Raw genomic sequence first — 15,359 nt, 5'->3', positions numbered from 1 at the left:
TAGCGGCACGTCAGGTGGCGCAATCGTGACTTCTTCGTAGGCCGTCCGTGCTTGTTACGCAAGTGGCGAACGGGAGGATTGTGGCCATGGGTTTCAGTGCCTCGCCCCGTTTTCGGCGTGGCTGTGCGATTGCCCTGCCTGTCTGCCTTCTCGCTGTTTCGGCCGCGGCGCTCGCGTCCTGTATGGGCGAAAAGCCTGATGCGAGTGCACAATCGGCGGTGATCGGGTTTGTCCAGGCGCTGAACGATCGGGACTCCGAGGCTGCCGCCGCGCTCACGTCGTACCCGAACGCGGCAAGGGAATCCATCCAGCAGATGTTCGACGGCCTTGACGCGCAGGAATCCCTTTGGACCGTTGCACAGTTCATGAAACTCAATAGTGATTCGGGATTCTTCACCGTCGACGTGGCATGGAACTTCGGCGAGGGCAAGGACTGGGACTACTACGTCGACGGTGGGGTCAGGAAGCTGTCGGTGGGCTGGCGCGTCTCCTGGGATCCGACCCTGCTGGCGCCCGGGCTCGGTCACGGCGCGTCGCTCCGGTACGACCGAACCGACGCGGCGCCGCCGAAGGTGTTCGATGACACGGACACGCCTTTGATGTCGGAGCAGACGATCAACGCGATCATGCTCGACCCCGCAGCGATGCCCGATCCGGCGGCCACGACCGATCGCGTCGCGAAGGCGATCGAGCCGGTTGCCCCGCTCGTGACCGCCGATTACATGCGAGAGGAACTCGCGGCCAAGCCCGGGGAGAAGGTCGCCGCGGTCCTGCTGCGGGACCCGGACTACTTCTACCTGGAACAGGAGCTCACCGGTATTCCCGGTGTCGTGGTCGACAAGCAGCCCGAACTGATCACGGACGACCGTCGGATCTTCACCCCACTGCTCGATCCGCTCCGCGCCGTGTGGCAGATGAACCGCGACGCCACCGCCGGTTGGGCCGTGAACATCGTTGAACCGGACGGCTCGGTGCAGCAGCAGGTGGGTTACCAGGGACCGCCCGGACCGGACATCAAAGCCACCCTCGACTCAGAGATGCAACTGGCCGCGGAGAATGCCGTCGTGAGTGTAGGCACGCCAGCTGCCATCGTCGCGATCCGTCCATCCACGGGAGGAATTGTCTTTGCGGCACAGAATAATCAGGCGATCGAGCAGGGGGCCATTGCCTTCGATGGGTTGTATCCCGCGGGCAGTTCCCTCGATGTGGTCCGGCAGGCTGCGGCGCTGCAGTCGGGGGTCGGACCGTTGGACGTGAGCGACGACGACCTCGAACGCGCTGGACGGCAACTGGGCATCGGACTGCACTACGAGATGCCGGGGCTCGATCCCAAGACTGGGGTACTGACCGAGGAACAGTCAGGGCTCGACCAAGTGATGAGGTCGAGAACCGGCATTGAGCCGCAGGTCAGCGTCTTCGGTCTCGCGATGGTCGCCGCTTCGGTCGCGCGTGGCAGTGTCCCGATGCCGATGTTCGTCGAGGGGGAGCAGGCCACCGCGGAAAACGTCGAGGACGCGCTGCCGGCGGCGGTGACCGATCAGCTGCGGAACACCATGCGCGACAACGTGCAGACGGGTCCGGCCTCATTCCTCGCGGGCTACCCCGACCTGATCGGGGTCGCGTCCGGCAACGAGACCGACCGCTGGTTCTTCGGTTCCCGCGGTGACCTCGCGTTCGCCGTTTTCGTCGCCGACGCCGACGGCAGCGACCGGGCGGTGAAGATGACCGACCTGCTCATGAGGGAACTGGCCAAGCCGATGTAGACGCGAGCCCGCCTCCGTCAGCTGAGGGGTCGCCGCGCCCGCACTGCCCGATAGAGCACTCGCCATCCGATGAGGAACAGAGCGAGGAAGGACGCCGCGACGAGAACGAACGAGAACGCGGTGCCCTGACCGCTGATCACGCGCAGCAGCATGCCCAGCAGCAGGGTCGATACCCACGCGAGGACCCCCGTCGGGAAGACCGACAGCGGATCGAATTTGTCTCGGTAGAGCTGGAACGTCACGAGCCATCCGGCGGCCAATCCGGCTAGAAATGGCCACGCCGTCGTCGCGAGCCCAGCAAAGGTGAGGGCCTCCTCGTGGCTCCTACGGCCCGATGCCGCGAACACGAGCACCAGAAGGACGTCGATCGCTGCGGCCGACAGGTACCTCTTCACGCCGCTCAGCCTATTCCCATGGTGGTGCCGCGGCCGTTCACGCCCGGGGAAGGACCTCCGACAGCACTGCCGGCGCCGTCCAGTCCGAGGTGACGATGCTCGCCGAGTGAGCGGCCAACTCGGCCACCCGTTCCAGCGCCTCGGCCTCGGTCGGCGTCCTGTTGTCGATCGCGGGCGGCACGCTTTCGGCAAAGGTCATCACCGTCAGGTACCCGTTTTCGCGATACCAGTCTGTGTCGACGCCCTCGGACAGGTAGCTGTTCGCGTCGCTGTCGAAGATCACGAACCAGGGTCGAATCGACGCCTCGTACTTTGCCACTCGCGGATCGGCCTCCCCGACACCACCGAGGACTGCCGGGAAGGCGGCCGCCTGATCGAGTTCACCTGCCGCCGCCAGATCCCGGATGTGCGTGGCGTACTCGACGTCGGTTTTTGCGGTGTCAACGGGGTTGTACGACTCGACCGTTCCGTTGATCAGGTAGAAAACGAATTTGCCCCGCATCGCGTCTCGGGTCGGCCAGCCGTTGGTACGCACCGCCTCGTCCAAGGTCGATTGCGAGTCGCCGACCAAGTCGGCGGGCCGGAGCAGGGCATCGCCGAGTTGTGCACCGATGAGTGCATCGAGTTCGTCGGGTCCGCGCCCGAAGTCCGACGATCCGCTGGACCCGTCGATCGACGGGGCGTTGAACCCGTCCTTCATCTCCACCTTGACCATCACCGGAGCGTGGTCGGGATTGGCCTCGTGCCAGGCCCGCAGGTCCGCAAGGCAGCCATCGAGTCCTTGATTGCGGGGGCCGGTGCGCAACTGCTCGGGCGACTGCGCGTCCACGCAGTTGTTGTCGTTACCAATGGGATTGGCATGCGCGACCCGCCACCCAAGCCCCAAACGGTTGGTCCACACATCGATTTCGATCAGTGCGGCGCCGGCGTCCAGCGCATCGGTGAGGTAGGGGAAGGTGGCCTTTTCGTACGCGTTGTGAACACCGACGGTGGTCGTGTCGTCAAACCCGAGTTGCCCGGTGTTCGTGGGTAGCCCGCCAGCGTTCGCGGACGCGGGTAGCGAAACAAGGACGGTTGCGACGGCCGGGGCCAGCGCAGCCGAGAAGCGCGCTAGCCGAGGGATGTTCAACATGCAGCCCCTTGGAGAAAAATGAACAGATTTCGGGGGAGCATATAGCGGTGTACGCGGCGGCGGCGGCGTTTTGTTCGTAAGCGCAGCTTACGTACGTTCGACGAACCTCCTTGCGGGTACGAGGTCAACCGCAAGACGCACCCGCTGTGGCCAACGGAGGCGGCCGCAGCGGGTGCGTGAGTCGAGGGGAGAGAGGGTCAGCCCTGGAGGCCGGCCTCGATCTCGAGGTTGATGGCGATCTTGTCGCCGACGACGGCTCCGCCGCCCTCGAGCGGCATGTCGATGCTGATGCCGAAGTCCTTGCGGTTGATCGTGGTGCTGGCCTCGAACCCGGCGACCGGGCCGTGGCCCATGCCCGGGTTGACGCCGAGGAACTCGAGCGCGAGTTCCACCGGCTTGGTCACGCCGCGCAGCGTGAACTCGCCCTCGACGACGTAGTTCGGACCGGCCGCACGGACACCAGTGGAGACGAACGTGGCGGTCGGGAACTGCTCGACGTCGAAGAAGTCGGCGGACTTGATGTGGCCGTCGCGCTGCTCTTGGTTGGTGTCGATGGATGCCACCTGGATCTCGGCCCGCACGGACGGAGTGCCGTCCTCGGCGACCGTGATCGCGCCCGAGAAGTCCTTGAAGGTGCCGCGTACCTTGCTCACCACCAGGTGGCGGACCGTGAAGCCGACGGTCGAGTGAGCGGGGTCGATGGCCCAGGTGCCGGAGGTCAGGGCGGGAAGTGCGAGGGCGGTGGTCATGTGAACTCCTAGACAGAAAGTAGTTGAACCTTCAAGGACTACCTTTGCAACGGTGGCACCGGCGCCGTCATTCCGCAAGCAGGCGTGACGCCGGTCACATAACAACGCTCATTCCGGGCGTGGAGGTGGTGGTCGGTCCTCAGCCTCGGCCGCTGTAGCCGCGGGGCCGACACTCATGGGATCGACTATGGGATCGACATTCGAGGGATCAGAGACGGCGCTACGCACATCCGGCGCCGGAGTCGCGCTGTCATCGAGCGCCTTGTCATCGAGCGCCTTGTCATCGAGCGCCCCGTCATCGAAATCTGCGTCGAACACGAAGTCGCCGCGCATACGCCCCCGGAACAGGAACGCGACGATAATCCAGCCGACGATCGCGACCAGAATGAAACTCACACCGCGGTAGACGAATGCGGCCGCCACTGCCCGGGACGCGCTGATGCTCGCGGCCGTCGTCAGCGCCGCGATCAGAGTGGCATCGACGTATAGCAGGCCGCCCGGGGCGCCCGGGATCGTCGCGACCGCCTTACCGGCGGCGAACGCGACGAGCAGTCCCGCAAGTACCGGATCGGCGCCGATGGCGAAACACGCCGCGCCAAGACAGACGACGTCGGCCATCCGGTGAACCGTCGACCAGCCCAGCGTCAAGGCCGCATCCCGCCTGCCGAGTTGAACCGAGTCGAGTTGCGCGACAATGCCCCGGACTGCCTCCATCCCCGCATCCGCGGGCTTGCGTCGGATCCGGTTCGCCCGGATCAGCGCCCAGCACGCGACCCGCTCGATCGCGTCGGGATGCGCCGAAACGTAGCGGCCCGCGTACATCAGCCCCACCAGCCCGGCTACGGAGAAGAGGAGCGTGAACGGGCTCACCGATCCGCCCACCAGCAGCGCTCCGGCCATACCGATTGCCGCGAGCCCCGCAACGGCAATGACCCCCGAGATCGCGAGCTGCCACGACGCGACCACGGGAGAGGCGCCCCAGCGGCGGGTTTCCCTGTACGTGAAGGCCGTCGAGAACACCTGACCCGCCGGCAGTGTCAATGCCATCGCCGTCGACCCGCTGATCACCGCGACCGATCGCCGCTGACTTACGGGCACCCCGCCGGCGTGCAACAGCTGCTTCTGGACCCGGCCGTAGCCGCTCAGGGAGACCGCCTGCGCCGCGACACACAGCGCCAGCCAACCCCAGTGAATCTCCGAAAGGGCCTGCCACGATTCGTGCAGCCGGGGCCACAGATAGATGCCTTCACCGATCAGCACGGCCGCGAGCAGACCTCCGGCGACCCACTTGAGCCACCAGAACCGACCGCGAGATCGATCCGAGTCGCCGCCTCGAGAGTCGGGCTCCGGCAGTGCCACCCGCCCAGGGTAACCAAGATCGCTCATGTCACTCGGGATACTCCACCGGCCACGCCAGGTGCGTGTTGCGGCGACGGCCGCGCAACTGCACGTGGTCGCCCAGTTCCCAGTGGGCCTGCTCGTCGTCGTCGGCGAAGTACAGCGCACTGGTCGACGCGAGGACGCGGCTCGGTCGCAGCTTCGCGAGTTCGGTCAGCCGTGACGCCTCATTCACCGGATCCCCGATCACCGTGTACTCGAATCGCTCGGCGGCACCGATGTTGCCCGCAACCGCGAGCCCCGCCGAGACGCCGATCCCGACGTCCAAGCCGGTGATCTCGTCGAGGGCGAAACGCAGTTTCCGCGCCGCGGCCAGTGCGGCCGTCGGCGCGTCCGGGCGGTCCAGTGGTGCGCCGAAGATCGCGAGCGCGGCGTCGCCCATGAACTTGTTGACGAAACCGTGGTGGCTGTCGACGACGCCGACGACCACCCGAAAGAACTCGTTGAGCAGTTCGACGACCTCACCGGGCGGGCGCTCAGCCGCCGCGCCGGTGGAGCCGACCATGTCGACGAACAGGACCGCGACGAAGCGCGTCTCGCCGCCCAGTTCGGTACCGAACTGGAGCGCCCGTCGGGCGACGTCCTCACCGACATGCTGGCCGAACAGCTCACGCAGCAGCTTCCGCTCGTCGGACTCGCGCATCATCCGGTTGAAGCCGACCTGCAGGCGGCCGATCTCCGAGCCATCGAACACCGCGACCCGCACGTCCGTGTCGCCCCGCTGCACGCGCTCGATCGCCCGGCGCAGCTGCCGGACCGGGTCGGAGATCTGACTCGCGGTCAGCATCGACAGCGCGAACGCCTGTCCGATCGTCATGATCGACAGCAACAGGATCGCCCACGCGAGCGCACCGGGCGAGAACTCGAGATTGGTGCTCAGCTGGGTGACACACAGCAAGATGATCCCGATGACCGGCATTAGTGTGCCCAGCCCCCACGTCATTGCCATGCGGGTGCCGACGCCGGGCGCCATCGTCCGGTCGAATTGGCCCTCGCTCAGCGCCTGCGCAGCGACCGGCCGCAGGATCCGCTCACCGAGCATGTAGGTGAAACCGAATGTCGTCGTCGCGGCCATGCACACGGTGACGACCACCGCCACCGCCAGTTCCGGCATCTCGCCGACCGTCAGGGCGACGAACAGCACGCCGCCAAGAATCCACAGCCCAAGATGCACGATGGCCTGACGCAGCGGTGCGTGCAGTGCCGCCATCTGCTCGGCGCGAGTAGGAGGGCCACCGCGCAGTTGCCAACGGATCACCACATGCAACATCGTCGCCGCGGCTGTCAGGCTCACGACACCCGCGAACAGCAGATAGGCGCCGAAGATCGCGGCGTTTCGACCTTGCTCGGCGATGAGCCCCGCGTTCTCCCGGATCGGTAGGCCATAGCGAACAAACGCGAACACCAGCAGCGCGCCGATCAGGTTCGCACCGAGCATCGAAAGCATGTAGAGAGGCCAACGACTGCGAATCGTTAGCGTCACTGCTCGATACGATGCCAACACGACCCCATAATTTAGCCGGAGAAGCTTCGCAGTTCGGCAGCGCACGCGGTCCAAGCGCCAGTCGGTCCGCGATCCGTTGGCAAAACCCCCGCTCGATAGGCCCGCGCAGTGAGCGACAAGGAACCTCGCGAGAGCCCCACGCTGGCGAAATCAGGTGCGGCGGTCGCACCAGAAACCGAGCAGAGACGGCCGGCGGCGGAGTCCGTACACCCGTTCGTTCGTGTCGGCGCGGCTTGGACCTGGCGTCTGCTGGTCCTCTTCGTGGGTCTGCTCGCGCTCGGGTACGTCATCTCGAAGCTCGAAGCCGTCGTCATCCCCGTTGCGCTCGCGTTACTACTGGCAGCATTCCTGATGCCCAGCGTGGATTGGATGAACCGGCGCGGGCTACCCCGGGCTGTGGCCGTGATCATCGCCGTCGTCGCCACGATCGGGGTCGTCGCCGCGATTCTGTCGTTCGTCGTAGAACAGTTCGTACAGGGCCTGCCGGCGTTGAGCGACCAGTTCACCGCCAGCATCACCAAGCTGCAGCAGTGGCTCACCGAAGGGCCGCTGCACTTCAGCGAGGACCAGATCCGCAGCGCGGGAGACAACGTCGTCAGGGCCGTTCAGTCCAACCAGGAGGCGCTCACCAGCGGCGCATTGACGACCGCCACGGTCATCGGAGAGATCTTCGCGGGCGCCTTCCTCACACTGTTCACCCTCGTGTTCTTCCTGTACGGCGGCGACCAGATCTGGGAATTCGTTACCAGGGTTATTCCGAAGAACACCCGCAGCCGGGTTCGGTTGGCGGGACGACAGGGTTTCTCCTCGCTCGTCGGTTACACCCGCGCGACGGTTGCGGTGGCCGCGGTCGACGCGATCGGTATCGGCACCGGGCTCGCGATCCTCGGCGTGCCACTCGCGCTTCCACTCGCGTCGCTCGTCTTCATCGGTGCGTTCGTTCCGATCATCGGTGCGTTCGTCACAGGATTCCTCGCGGTCCTCGTCGCCCTGGTGACGAAGGGGCTGCTGACCGCGTTGATCGTGCTCGGCATCATCATCGCCGTCATGCAACTGGAGGGCCACGTTCTTCAGCCGCTGCTGCTCGGCCGCGCGGTCCGGCTGCACCCGCTCGCCGTCGTCCTCGCGATCGCGACGGGCCTCGTGCTCGCCGGCATCGTTGGCGCCCTGCTGGCCGTGCCGATCGTCGCGTTCCTCAAGACCGCTGTCCGGTCGTTGCGCGCCGAGGACCAGGAGGAAGCCTATGAGTCCCTGGTCAGCGTCGACCCATCCACACCGATGTATCCGGCGACGCCCGACGAACCCGACGAGTCCACGAGTGGTGGGCTGGCCACGACCCGTGACTGACATATCCTTGCCCGCATGGAGGCAAGAGATCTGCGAGTGTCCGATGCTGAGCGTGAACACGTTGGCGAGCTGCTCCAACGTGCAGTGGGGCAAGGAATGCTCTCGCTCGGCGAGTTCACCGAACGGATGGACACAGTGCTGGCTGCGAAGACCCGAGGCGAACTGAACGCCGTCCTCGTGGATCTGCCGGGCATACAGTTGAATCCCGCATACGTCAACGGCCCGAACACGCCGGCCGCGCCCGCACCGGGCCCCGCGCCCACGCCGGTCGCGCCAGGCCCCGCTCCCGCACCTGCATTCGCGGGGGCTGGCGGGCACCCGGTGCAGCAGCCTCAGGTCATCCGTGGGCGCATGTCGACAATCACCCGCAAGGGACGTTGGCACGTGCCACCGGCCCTGTTCCTGGACTCACGAATGGGCAGCGCGACCCTCGACTTCACCGAAGCCGTCATGCAGACGCAGGTGGTCCACCTGACCGTGGAAGACAACTGCGGATCGATCGTGCTCATCCTTCCGCCCGAAGCGACAGCCGACCTGAACGACATCGACTCGATTGCCAGTTCGGTGTCGAACAAGGCCCGCACCGGGCCGCCCTACGGTCCACTGCACCTCGTCGTCCGGGGCCGGGTGCGCTTCGGGTCGATCACTGCGCGGTACCCACTCGGGATCCTGCGCAAGATGTTCGGCTGACGGATCGCTCGCCCCGCTCAGTCCTCCCTGTGCCGGGCGAGCAGTTCGCTCACGCTGACCGCGACACCATCACCGCGGCGGTGGCGACCCGGGTGCTCCGAATCCGAGGTCTCCGCTGCGGCACCGCGTGGTCCCTGCGGGTCCGCGTCGGGCTCCCGCTGCGGCTCCGGTGAGGGCCTCATCGTCGGACGCGCTCCCGGGTCCGGTGCCCTCAATGAAGCGAGCCAGGCCAGATCCTCTTCCTCGTCGGGGTGGTGCGGCCGTGGCCCGGGCACCGCGCGGGACCGAGGATCGGGGCGCGGCGTACCCGGTCGCGGGGACGCGGAGCGAGCCCGGGGAGCGTCCACTATCTGGGGGAGGGGCTGAGTCATCGGTTCGGCAGCCGCCGCGGCGTTCGCCGGAGCGATTTGAGGCACGTCCGCCGAGGCCAGTTCGCTCTCGAGGATCGGCTCGGCGAGTCCGATCTTCTGCTGGATGCGCTTCATCCATGCCGGCGCCCACCAGCTGTCGTCGCCGAGCAGCTTCATCACCGCGGGCACCAGGAACATGCGGATCAGCGTCGCGTCGATGATCAGCGCCGAGATCATCCCGTAGGCGATGTACTTCATCATCACCAATTCGGAGAACCCGAACGCGCCGGTGACCACGATCAGGATCAGCGCGGCCGCGGTGATGATCCGGCCCGTGTGCGCGGTGCCGATCCGGATGGCTTCCGTCGTACTCGCACCCTGTGAGCGGGCCTCCACCATGCGCGAGAGCAAGAACACCTCGTAGTCGATCGACAGGCCGTAGATGATCGCGACGATCAGCACCAGGACCGGCGAGGTGATCGGCCCAGGAGTGAAGTTCAGCAGGCTCGACCCGTGCCCGTCGATGAAGATCCACGTCAGGATGCCGAGCGTCGAACCCAATCCGAGCGCGCTCATCAGGACGGCCTTGATCGGCAGCACGATCGAGCCGAAGGCGAGGAACATCAGCACCGTCGTCAAGAACAGGACCGTGACGATCATGAGCGGCAGGTTGTCGAGCAGTGCGTTGATGCTGTCCTGCTCGATCGCCGGGGTGCCACCGACGAGGACCTGGACGCCGTCCGGGGTCGGCATCGACCGCAGGTAGTCGATAGTGGGAGCAGAATCGTTGCGGTCCACCAGCCCGGCCTTGAGGACCTGCACGCCGTCCTTCGACGGACCCGTGATCGTGAACCTCTCGACCAGTCCCGGCGCTCCGCTCGCCGTCTGGAGGATCTGGCCGACCTCCATGCCCTCAGCTCCGCTGATGACGAGCTTCACCGGCTCGGTGCGCTCGCCCGGGAACAGTTCGTCGAACTGCTCCTGCGCGACCCGCGTCGGGTTGTCCGGCGGCAGGTAGGTCTCGTTGATACCACCGAACTTGATGCCGCTCATCGGGAGGATGAGCAGCACCAGACCGACCACGATCGGGATCGTCACCTTGAGCGGGTTGCGCATCACCCACTGGGTGAGTCGACCCCATATGCTCGCCTCGATCTGTTCGGTCGACTTGATCTGGCCGAACCGTTTGAGTCCGAACTTGTCGATTCTTCGGCCCAGGATGCTGAGGATCGCGGGCAGGATCGTGACGGATGTGAACGCCGCCAAAAGCACGGTCGCGATGGCACCGTAGGCGACCGACTTGAGGAAGCCCTGCGGGAACAGGATCAGTCCGCCGAGGCTGACCGCAATCATCGTTGCGGAGAACAACACCGTCCGGCCCGCGGTCATGACACTGCGGCGCACCGCGGTGCGGGTGTCGTACCCGTCGCCGAGTTCCTCCCGGAACCGGCTGACGATGAACAGCCCGTAGTCGATCGCCAGGCCCAGTCCGATCAGCGAGACCACCGACGCGACGAACGAATTGACCTCCGTGAAGTGCGTGAGCACGCGCACGATGCCGTTGGCGCCGAGGATCGTCAAACCACCGACGATCAGCGGCAGCGCTGCAGCGACGACACCGCCGAACACGAAGAACAGCAGCACCCCGACCGCTGGGATCGCGAGCAACTCCATCCGTTTGATGTCGTTGGCCATGGTGTCGTTGATCGCGCTCGCGACCGGCTGCATGCCGGCGAGCTGCACCTCGACGCCGTCGATGTCGAACGCGTCCTTGATGGCGCGGAAGTTGTTGGTGATCGCGGTGTCGTTGTCGCCCTTGAGCGCGATACTCGCGATCGCGTGGGTACGGTCCTCAGTTGCCAGCGCAGCCAGCCGTGGCGTGTTCGGAACCGGGAAGTAGCTGAGGTTGATCCTCTCGACCTGGTTGGGGTGATTTCGAAGCAGGCTTTGAAGGCTGTCGGAGACCTCGGCGCTGAACTCCGGATCGTCGACGGTCTTGCCCTCGGGGGCGGTGTACATGGCGACCACGTCACCGGTGGTGTCCCGGCCGAATGTGCTGTCCGCGAGCTGGGCGGCCGCCACGGATTCCGAACCCGGGTCGTCCCAACCGCTCTGGCTGAGGTGATCAGCGAGGCTGGAACCGTAGGCACCAAGTGCCAACAGCCCGGCCACCATCACCGCGATGACGGTGAAGCGGGCGCGGTAGACGAGATCTCCCCAGCGATCGAACACGGTGCGACTCCTCAGCGCCCGACGAGCAGGGCAGACAGCGGACGGAAAGGCTGCAACCAGGCACCCTCTTCGGGCAGGGACTCCAGGCTCACCCGTGGCAGCGGCTCACGGAAGACGCCGGGAATGTCCTCGAGATCGACGAAGTCCAGGATTTCGGACGAGACCGCCCAGCTGGCGTGCTCACGGAACCCGAGAACCTGCACCGGCACTCCGGTTGCTGCGATGTCCTCGAGAGGCTCACGGAAAGCTTGTCCGTCGGCCGACGCAACGATGACACCGGCCAGTCCCTCACCATGGCGCAGTTCGATGTGGTGGAGCATGTCGGCATCGACGTCGCTGTCCTCGTCGACCTTGGGCTTGGCGAACACCGCGAACCCCACGTTACGTAACGCCTCGACCCAGGGTCGGACAACATCGGCGCTACCAGGGGCGATGTTCGTGAACACCGTCGCCTCGGGCTCGAGTGTCGCCGTTTCGACCGTGGACAGCTCAGTCGTACGGGACAGCAGCCAGCGGCCCAGTGCGTCGAATCGCGGCCGGTACGCGGCGGTCGGGCGACCCCCGAGGATCGCACCCAGACCCATGTCGAGGTTGGGTGCGTCCCATACCAGCAGTACTCGCTTGTGCCGTCGGACGTCGGGACCGTTGCCGTCGAGGGAATCGCGAGCCAGGTCCGTGTCCTGTGTGTCTTCGCTGAGACTCATTACTTGATCTTCCCCCAGATGAGGTCCGTGATCGTGCTGCCGACCTGGTGTGCCTTACCCTCGAACTTCGTCACCGGCCGCTCATGTGTTATCGGCGACTCCCAGTCGAGCTCGGTGAGCAGCGGTTCGGCGTCACCGGCCTCGCGGATCGCCTCGGCGTACTCGGCGTGGTCGGTCGCGACGTGGAGCACACCACCGGGCTTCAACCGGCTCGCGATAAGCGCGAACGTCGGAGCCTGCAGCAGGCGGCGCTTGTGGTGGCGGGCCTTGGGCCACGGATCCGGGAAGAACACGCGGACGCCCGTCAGCGATTCTGGGGCCACCATGTGTTCGAGGACCTCGACGGCGTCGCCCCGCAGGACGCGGACGTTGGGTATCTGATTCCGCTCGACGAGTTGGAGCAGCTGCGCCAAACCAGGCCGATAGACCTCGACGGCAATGAGGTTCACGTGCGGCTCAGCCTTGGCCATGGCGGCCGTCGCGGTGCCCGTGCCGGAGCCGATCTCGAGGATCAGGGGAGCCTCACGGCCGAACCACGAGGTCGTATCGAGAAGGTCGTCGCCGACGTCCCGGCCGATCTTCGGCCACATCCGGTCCCACGCGCTCTGCTGTGGTCCGGTGAGCGATCCGCGGCGGGAACGGAAACTGGTCACCCGTGGGTAGAGACGTGAACCCTTGCCGGCGCCGGCATGCTGCCCGGCCGCGGCGTCAGAAGGCGAGCGGTCGTCGCGTGAGGTCTCGGGTGCGTCCTGATCGGCATGGTTCACCGGACCATTGTCACGTATGTGCACGGGTGCGGGCCGTTTCGGTTGACAGACAATGCGGTCGGTTCGGTCTGGTGCGACGATCTCTCTCGCGGGGTTCTCGGCGTTCGCGCTGGTAGCAGCTGTTCTTGATCCCCTGTTCGATGGACTGACAGAATCGGCGTCGCGGTCACGGGGGAGGGGGAGAACACAGTGGACAGCGGATGTGAGCTGCTCGACCGTATCGCCGCCGACATCGGCGGCGCGGCCCTGCAGGTCTCGGGAGAGTTGAATGAGCCCATCCGGATCCAGGTCGTCGGCCGCGCAGGCGTCGGACGCACCACCGTGGCCGATGCACTCCAGCGTGCCGGGTTCGAAACCGTATCCGAGTCGTCCGCGGTGGATGCCCCCGGTGTCGCCGATCCGGACCTCGACGGTGACGTCGTCGTATACGTGCTGTCCGGGGCGCCCCGTAGCCCCGATGTGGAGGCGCTGCGGCGGGTGCCGCGCGAGACCGCGGTAGCGCTCGTGAACAAGGCGGACCTGCAGCCGTCGTGGGCGTCGGCGATGCGGGTCACGGCCGAGTGCGAGGCCGAGACCGGTGTGCGGGCGCTGCCGATGGTGGGTGCCCGATCGCGGCCCGGTACCCCGGACGGTCACGGCGACGTGATCGCGGCAGTTGCTGCCGCCGACCGGATAGCGAGGGCGCGCCGCTGTCGGGCGGCGCTGAAGACCTTGGCCGAGGCCGCAGCGCGGGGGCCGGACCGGGACGTTCTGGAAGGCTATCTGCGCAGCGATGAGGCGGTCCGGCTGGCCTCCCGGGCCGCGGATGCTCTCGGTGACGGCGCTGCCGATCGGCGCCGACTCGCCATCGTGCGGCGACGTTCGATGGTGCGCACCTCCGCGAGCGTGCAGTGACAACCGACCCGACGGGGTTTCCATCCGACGCGCAGCAGATCGTCGAACGGTGGGACCCCGAAGGCCTGCACGAATGGCGGAACCAGGACTGGAGGACCGGACGGGCCGTCCACGTCGTGGCGGTGCGGGGCATCGATCCGGCGTCCGTGCTCGACGCGCTGGCCTCGGTCGACCCGGTCACCGCCGCGCCCGGAGGCGCTGCCGTGGTGGTCATGGTCCTCGACGCGGCCTCGGTTCTCGGACGTGACGAGCTGTCCGCGCTCGACGAAGCCGCCGCGGACGTCGAGCGGGTGGTCTTCGTGCTCACCAGCGCACGTGACGCGCGCCTGGACGCGGTGCGGCAACGAAACGAGACGCTGCTACGAGCACACGCGGCCCGGTTCGCCGACGTTCGAGTGCTGACCATGACCGAAACCCTGCTCTCCGTGGTCGAGGAGGTTCTGGCCGCCGATCGCGATGTGACCGCCGGCCGCAATGCGCGACGGGCAGCGCACTCGCTCGTCGAGAGGACGCGCTGCCGGATCACCGAGACCGCCCGGGTGCTGCGGGACGGCAGCGATGATGAAGCTGCCGCGTTGCGGACCCGCAAGGGGCGGCTTGCGCTCGAGCGTGACGGTGGCCGCGCCGAGCGGCTGGCCCAGTTGCGCGGCGACGTCCAGCGGGTGCGGGTCGAGCTCCTGCACGAGGCCGCCAACCGGTCCCGTTCGGTGGCCGCTGCCGCCCGGCTCGAGATCGACCGCGCCGGATACGGAGACCTGCAGGCGATTCCCGAACGGATGAACGACCTCGCAGACCGGACGGTGACCGAACTCGACGAGATCGTTGCCCGGCAACTCGAGGAAGTCGTCGGCCAGGCAGGCGTGCGGGACATGCCTCCGGCGGCTTCCGCGCCGCCGGAGGAGGGGCCTGCCGGCCCGCAGCCGCGGCACCGAGGCGTCGAGGACCGGCTCATGGTGGTCGTCGGGGCGTCGGCCGGAGTCGGTATCGGTCGGCTCGCGACCTCCCCGATCTCGATGGTGCCCGCGCTCGACATCGCCACCATCCCGATCACCCTCGCCCTCGGCGGGGCGGCCGCGTGGTGGATCGCGCGGTCGCGGCGACTGGTCGCCGAGCGTGCCCACGTCCGGCAGTGGGCGTCGGACACGGCAGGACACCTGCGGTCGCAGCTCGAGCAGCGGGTGCAGCGACAGATCCTCGAGACCGAGGCGCAGGTCAGTGCCCGAATACTCGATGACAGCCGCGCCGCGGCCCTGGCCGTCGACGAGGAGCTAGCCCGCATCGACGTCGAGGCCCGACGGTTGGCGGCGGAGCGCAGGGGCCGGATCGCGTCGTGCGAGCGGGACCGCGCCGCGCTGGCGAAGGCGCTCGATGTGCTCGGGACTCCGAGGGAACCGGACGGTGCCGCTCCGCGTCCAATCCCGTGACAGGTCAATT

At 66.9% G+C, this 15,359-nt stretch carries 13 protein-coding genes; 5 read left to right on the top strand and 8 right to left on the bottom strand.

Features of this window, described 5'->3' with window-relative positions; all coding sequences use genetic code 11:
• Positions 1-86: 86 nt before the first annotated feature.
• The gene (locus EGT50_RS14100) at positions 87-1,763 is read left to right on the top strand and encodes an NTF2-like N-terminal transpeptidase domain-containing protein (RefSeq protein ID WP_127955265.1); all 1,677 of its coding nucleotides are present in this window, start codon (positions 87-89) and stop codon (positions 1,761-1,763) included.
• 17 nt (positions 1,764-1,780) lie between these two features.
• Here the strand turns inward: EGT50_RS14100 and EGT50_RS14095 are convergent, their stop codons facing one another.
• The 5 genes from EGT50_RS14095 to EGT50_RS14075 all read right to left on the bottom strand — a co-directional run bounded on the left by EGT50_RS14095 (position 1,781) and on the right by EGT50_RS14075 (position 6,884).
• Positions 1,781-2,158, bottom strand: a complete 378-nt coding sequence (locus EGT50_RS14095; RefSeq protein WP_127955264.1) for a DUF3054 domain-containing protein — start codon at positions 2,156-2,158, stop codon at positions 1,781-1,783.
• 37 nt (positions 2,159-2,195) lie between these two features.
• Positions 2,196-3,290, bottom strand: coding sequence for a phosphatidylinositol-specific phospholipase C domain-containing protein (locus EGT50_RS14090; RefSeq protein ID WP_127955263.1), 1,095 nt, complete (start codon positions 3,288-3,290; stop codon positions 2,196-2,198).
• 197 nt (positions 3,291-3,487) lie between these two features.
• Complete coding sequence (locus EGT50_RS14085; RefSeq protein WP_127955262.1) at positions 3,488-4,039, bottom strand: YceI family protein; 552 nt, start codon at positions 4,037-4,039, stop codon at positions 3,488-3,490.
• A 108-nt stretch (positions 4,040-4,147) separates the two neighbouring features.
• The gene (locus EGT50_RS14080; RefSeq protein ID WP_235870752.1) at positions 4,148-5,398 is read right to left on the bottom strand and encodes a lysylphosphatidylglycerol synthase transmembrane domain-containing protein; all 1,251 of its coding nucleotides are present in this window, start codon (positions 5,396-5,398) and stop codon (positions 4,148-4,150) included.
• 28 nt (positions 5,399-5,426) lie between these two features.
• Positions 5,427-6,884: an adenylate/guanylate cyclase domain-containing protein gene (locus tag EGT50_RS14075; RefSeq protein ID WP_127955323.1), complete on the bottom strand. Its 1,458-nt coding sequence runs from the start codon at positions 6,882-6,884 to the stop codon at positions 5,427-5,429.
• A 198-nt stretch (positions 6,885-7,082) separates the two neighbouring features.
• Here EGT50_RS14075 and EGT50_RS14070 point away from each other — a divergent pair, with 198 nt between their 5' ends.
• Positions 7,083-8,288: an AI-2E family transporter gene (locus tag EGT50_RS14070; RefSeq protein WP_127955322.1), complete on the top strand. Its 1,206-nt coding sequence runs from the start codon at positions 7,083-7,085 to the stop codon at positions 8,286-8,288.
• A 15-nt stretch (positions 8,289-8,303) separates the two neighbouring features.
• Complete coding sequence (locus EGT50_RS14065; RefSeq protein WP_127955260.1) at positions 8,304-8,978, top strand: DUF1707 SHOCT-like domain-containing protein; 675 nt, start codon at positions 8,304-8,306, stop codon at positions 8,976-8,978.
• 17 nt (positions 8,979-8,995) lie between these two features.
• Here the strand turns inward: EGT50_RS14065 and EGT50_RS14060 are convergent, their stop codons facing one another.
• From EGT50_RS14060 to trmB, 3 genes are read right to left on the bottom strand one after another with little or no spacing between them, the layout of a single operon-like run.
• On the bottom strand, positions 8,996-11,560 hold the full coding sequence (locus EGT50_RS14060) for an MMPL family transporter (protein WP_127955259.1): 2,565 nt from the start codon (positions 11,558-11,560) through the stop codon (positions 8,996-8,998).
• Between the two features lie 11 nt (positions 11,561-11,571).
• The gene (locus tag EGT50_RS14055; RefSeq protein ID WP_127955258.1) at positions 11,572-12,264 is read right to left on the bottom strand and encodes an NYN domain-containing protein; all 693 of its coding nucleotides are present in this window, start codon (positions 12,262-12,264) and stop codon (positions 11,572-11,574) included.
• Positions 12,264-13,049 carry a tRNA (guanosine(46)-N7)-methyltransferase TrmB gene (gene trmB, locus EGT50_RS14050; RefSeq protein ID WP_127955321.1) on the bottom strand — a complete coding sequence of 262 codons (786 nt, stop codon included), beginning with the start codon at positions 13,047-13,049 and terminating at the stop codon, positions 12,264-12,266. The genes EGT50_RS14055 and trmB overlap by 1 nt, the downstream gene beginning before the upstream one ends.
• A gap of 171 nt (positions 13,050-13,220) precedes the next feature.
• On the opposite strand from trmB, the gene EGT50_RS14045 reads away from it, so the two are divergent.
• On the top strand, positions 13,221-13,925 hold the full coding sequence (locus tag EGT50_RS14045; protein WP_127955257.1) for a hypothetical protein: 705 nt from the start codon (positions 13,221-13,223) through the stop codon (positions 13,923-13,925).
• Positions 13,922-15,349 (top strand): coiled-coil domain-containing protein, encoded by a 1,428-nt coding sequence (locus EGT50_RS14040; RefSeq protein WP_127955256.1) that lies wholly within the window; start codon positions 13,922-13,924, stop codon positions 15,347-15,349. The genes EGT50_RS14045 and EGT50_RS14040 overlap by 4 nt, the downstream gene beginning before the upstream one ends.
• Positions 15,350-15,359: the final 10 nt, after the last annotated feature.

Origin of the sequence: Rhodococcus xishaensis (assembly GCF_004011825.1) — a bacterium.
GTDB classification, from domain to species: domain Bacteria; phylum Actinomycetota; class Actinomycetes; order Mycobacteriales; family Mycobacteriaceae; genus Prescottella; species Prescottella xishaensis.
This window is presented reverse-complemented; position numbering and strand designations above follow the sequence as displayed.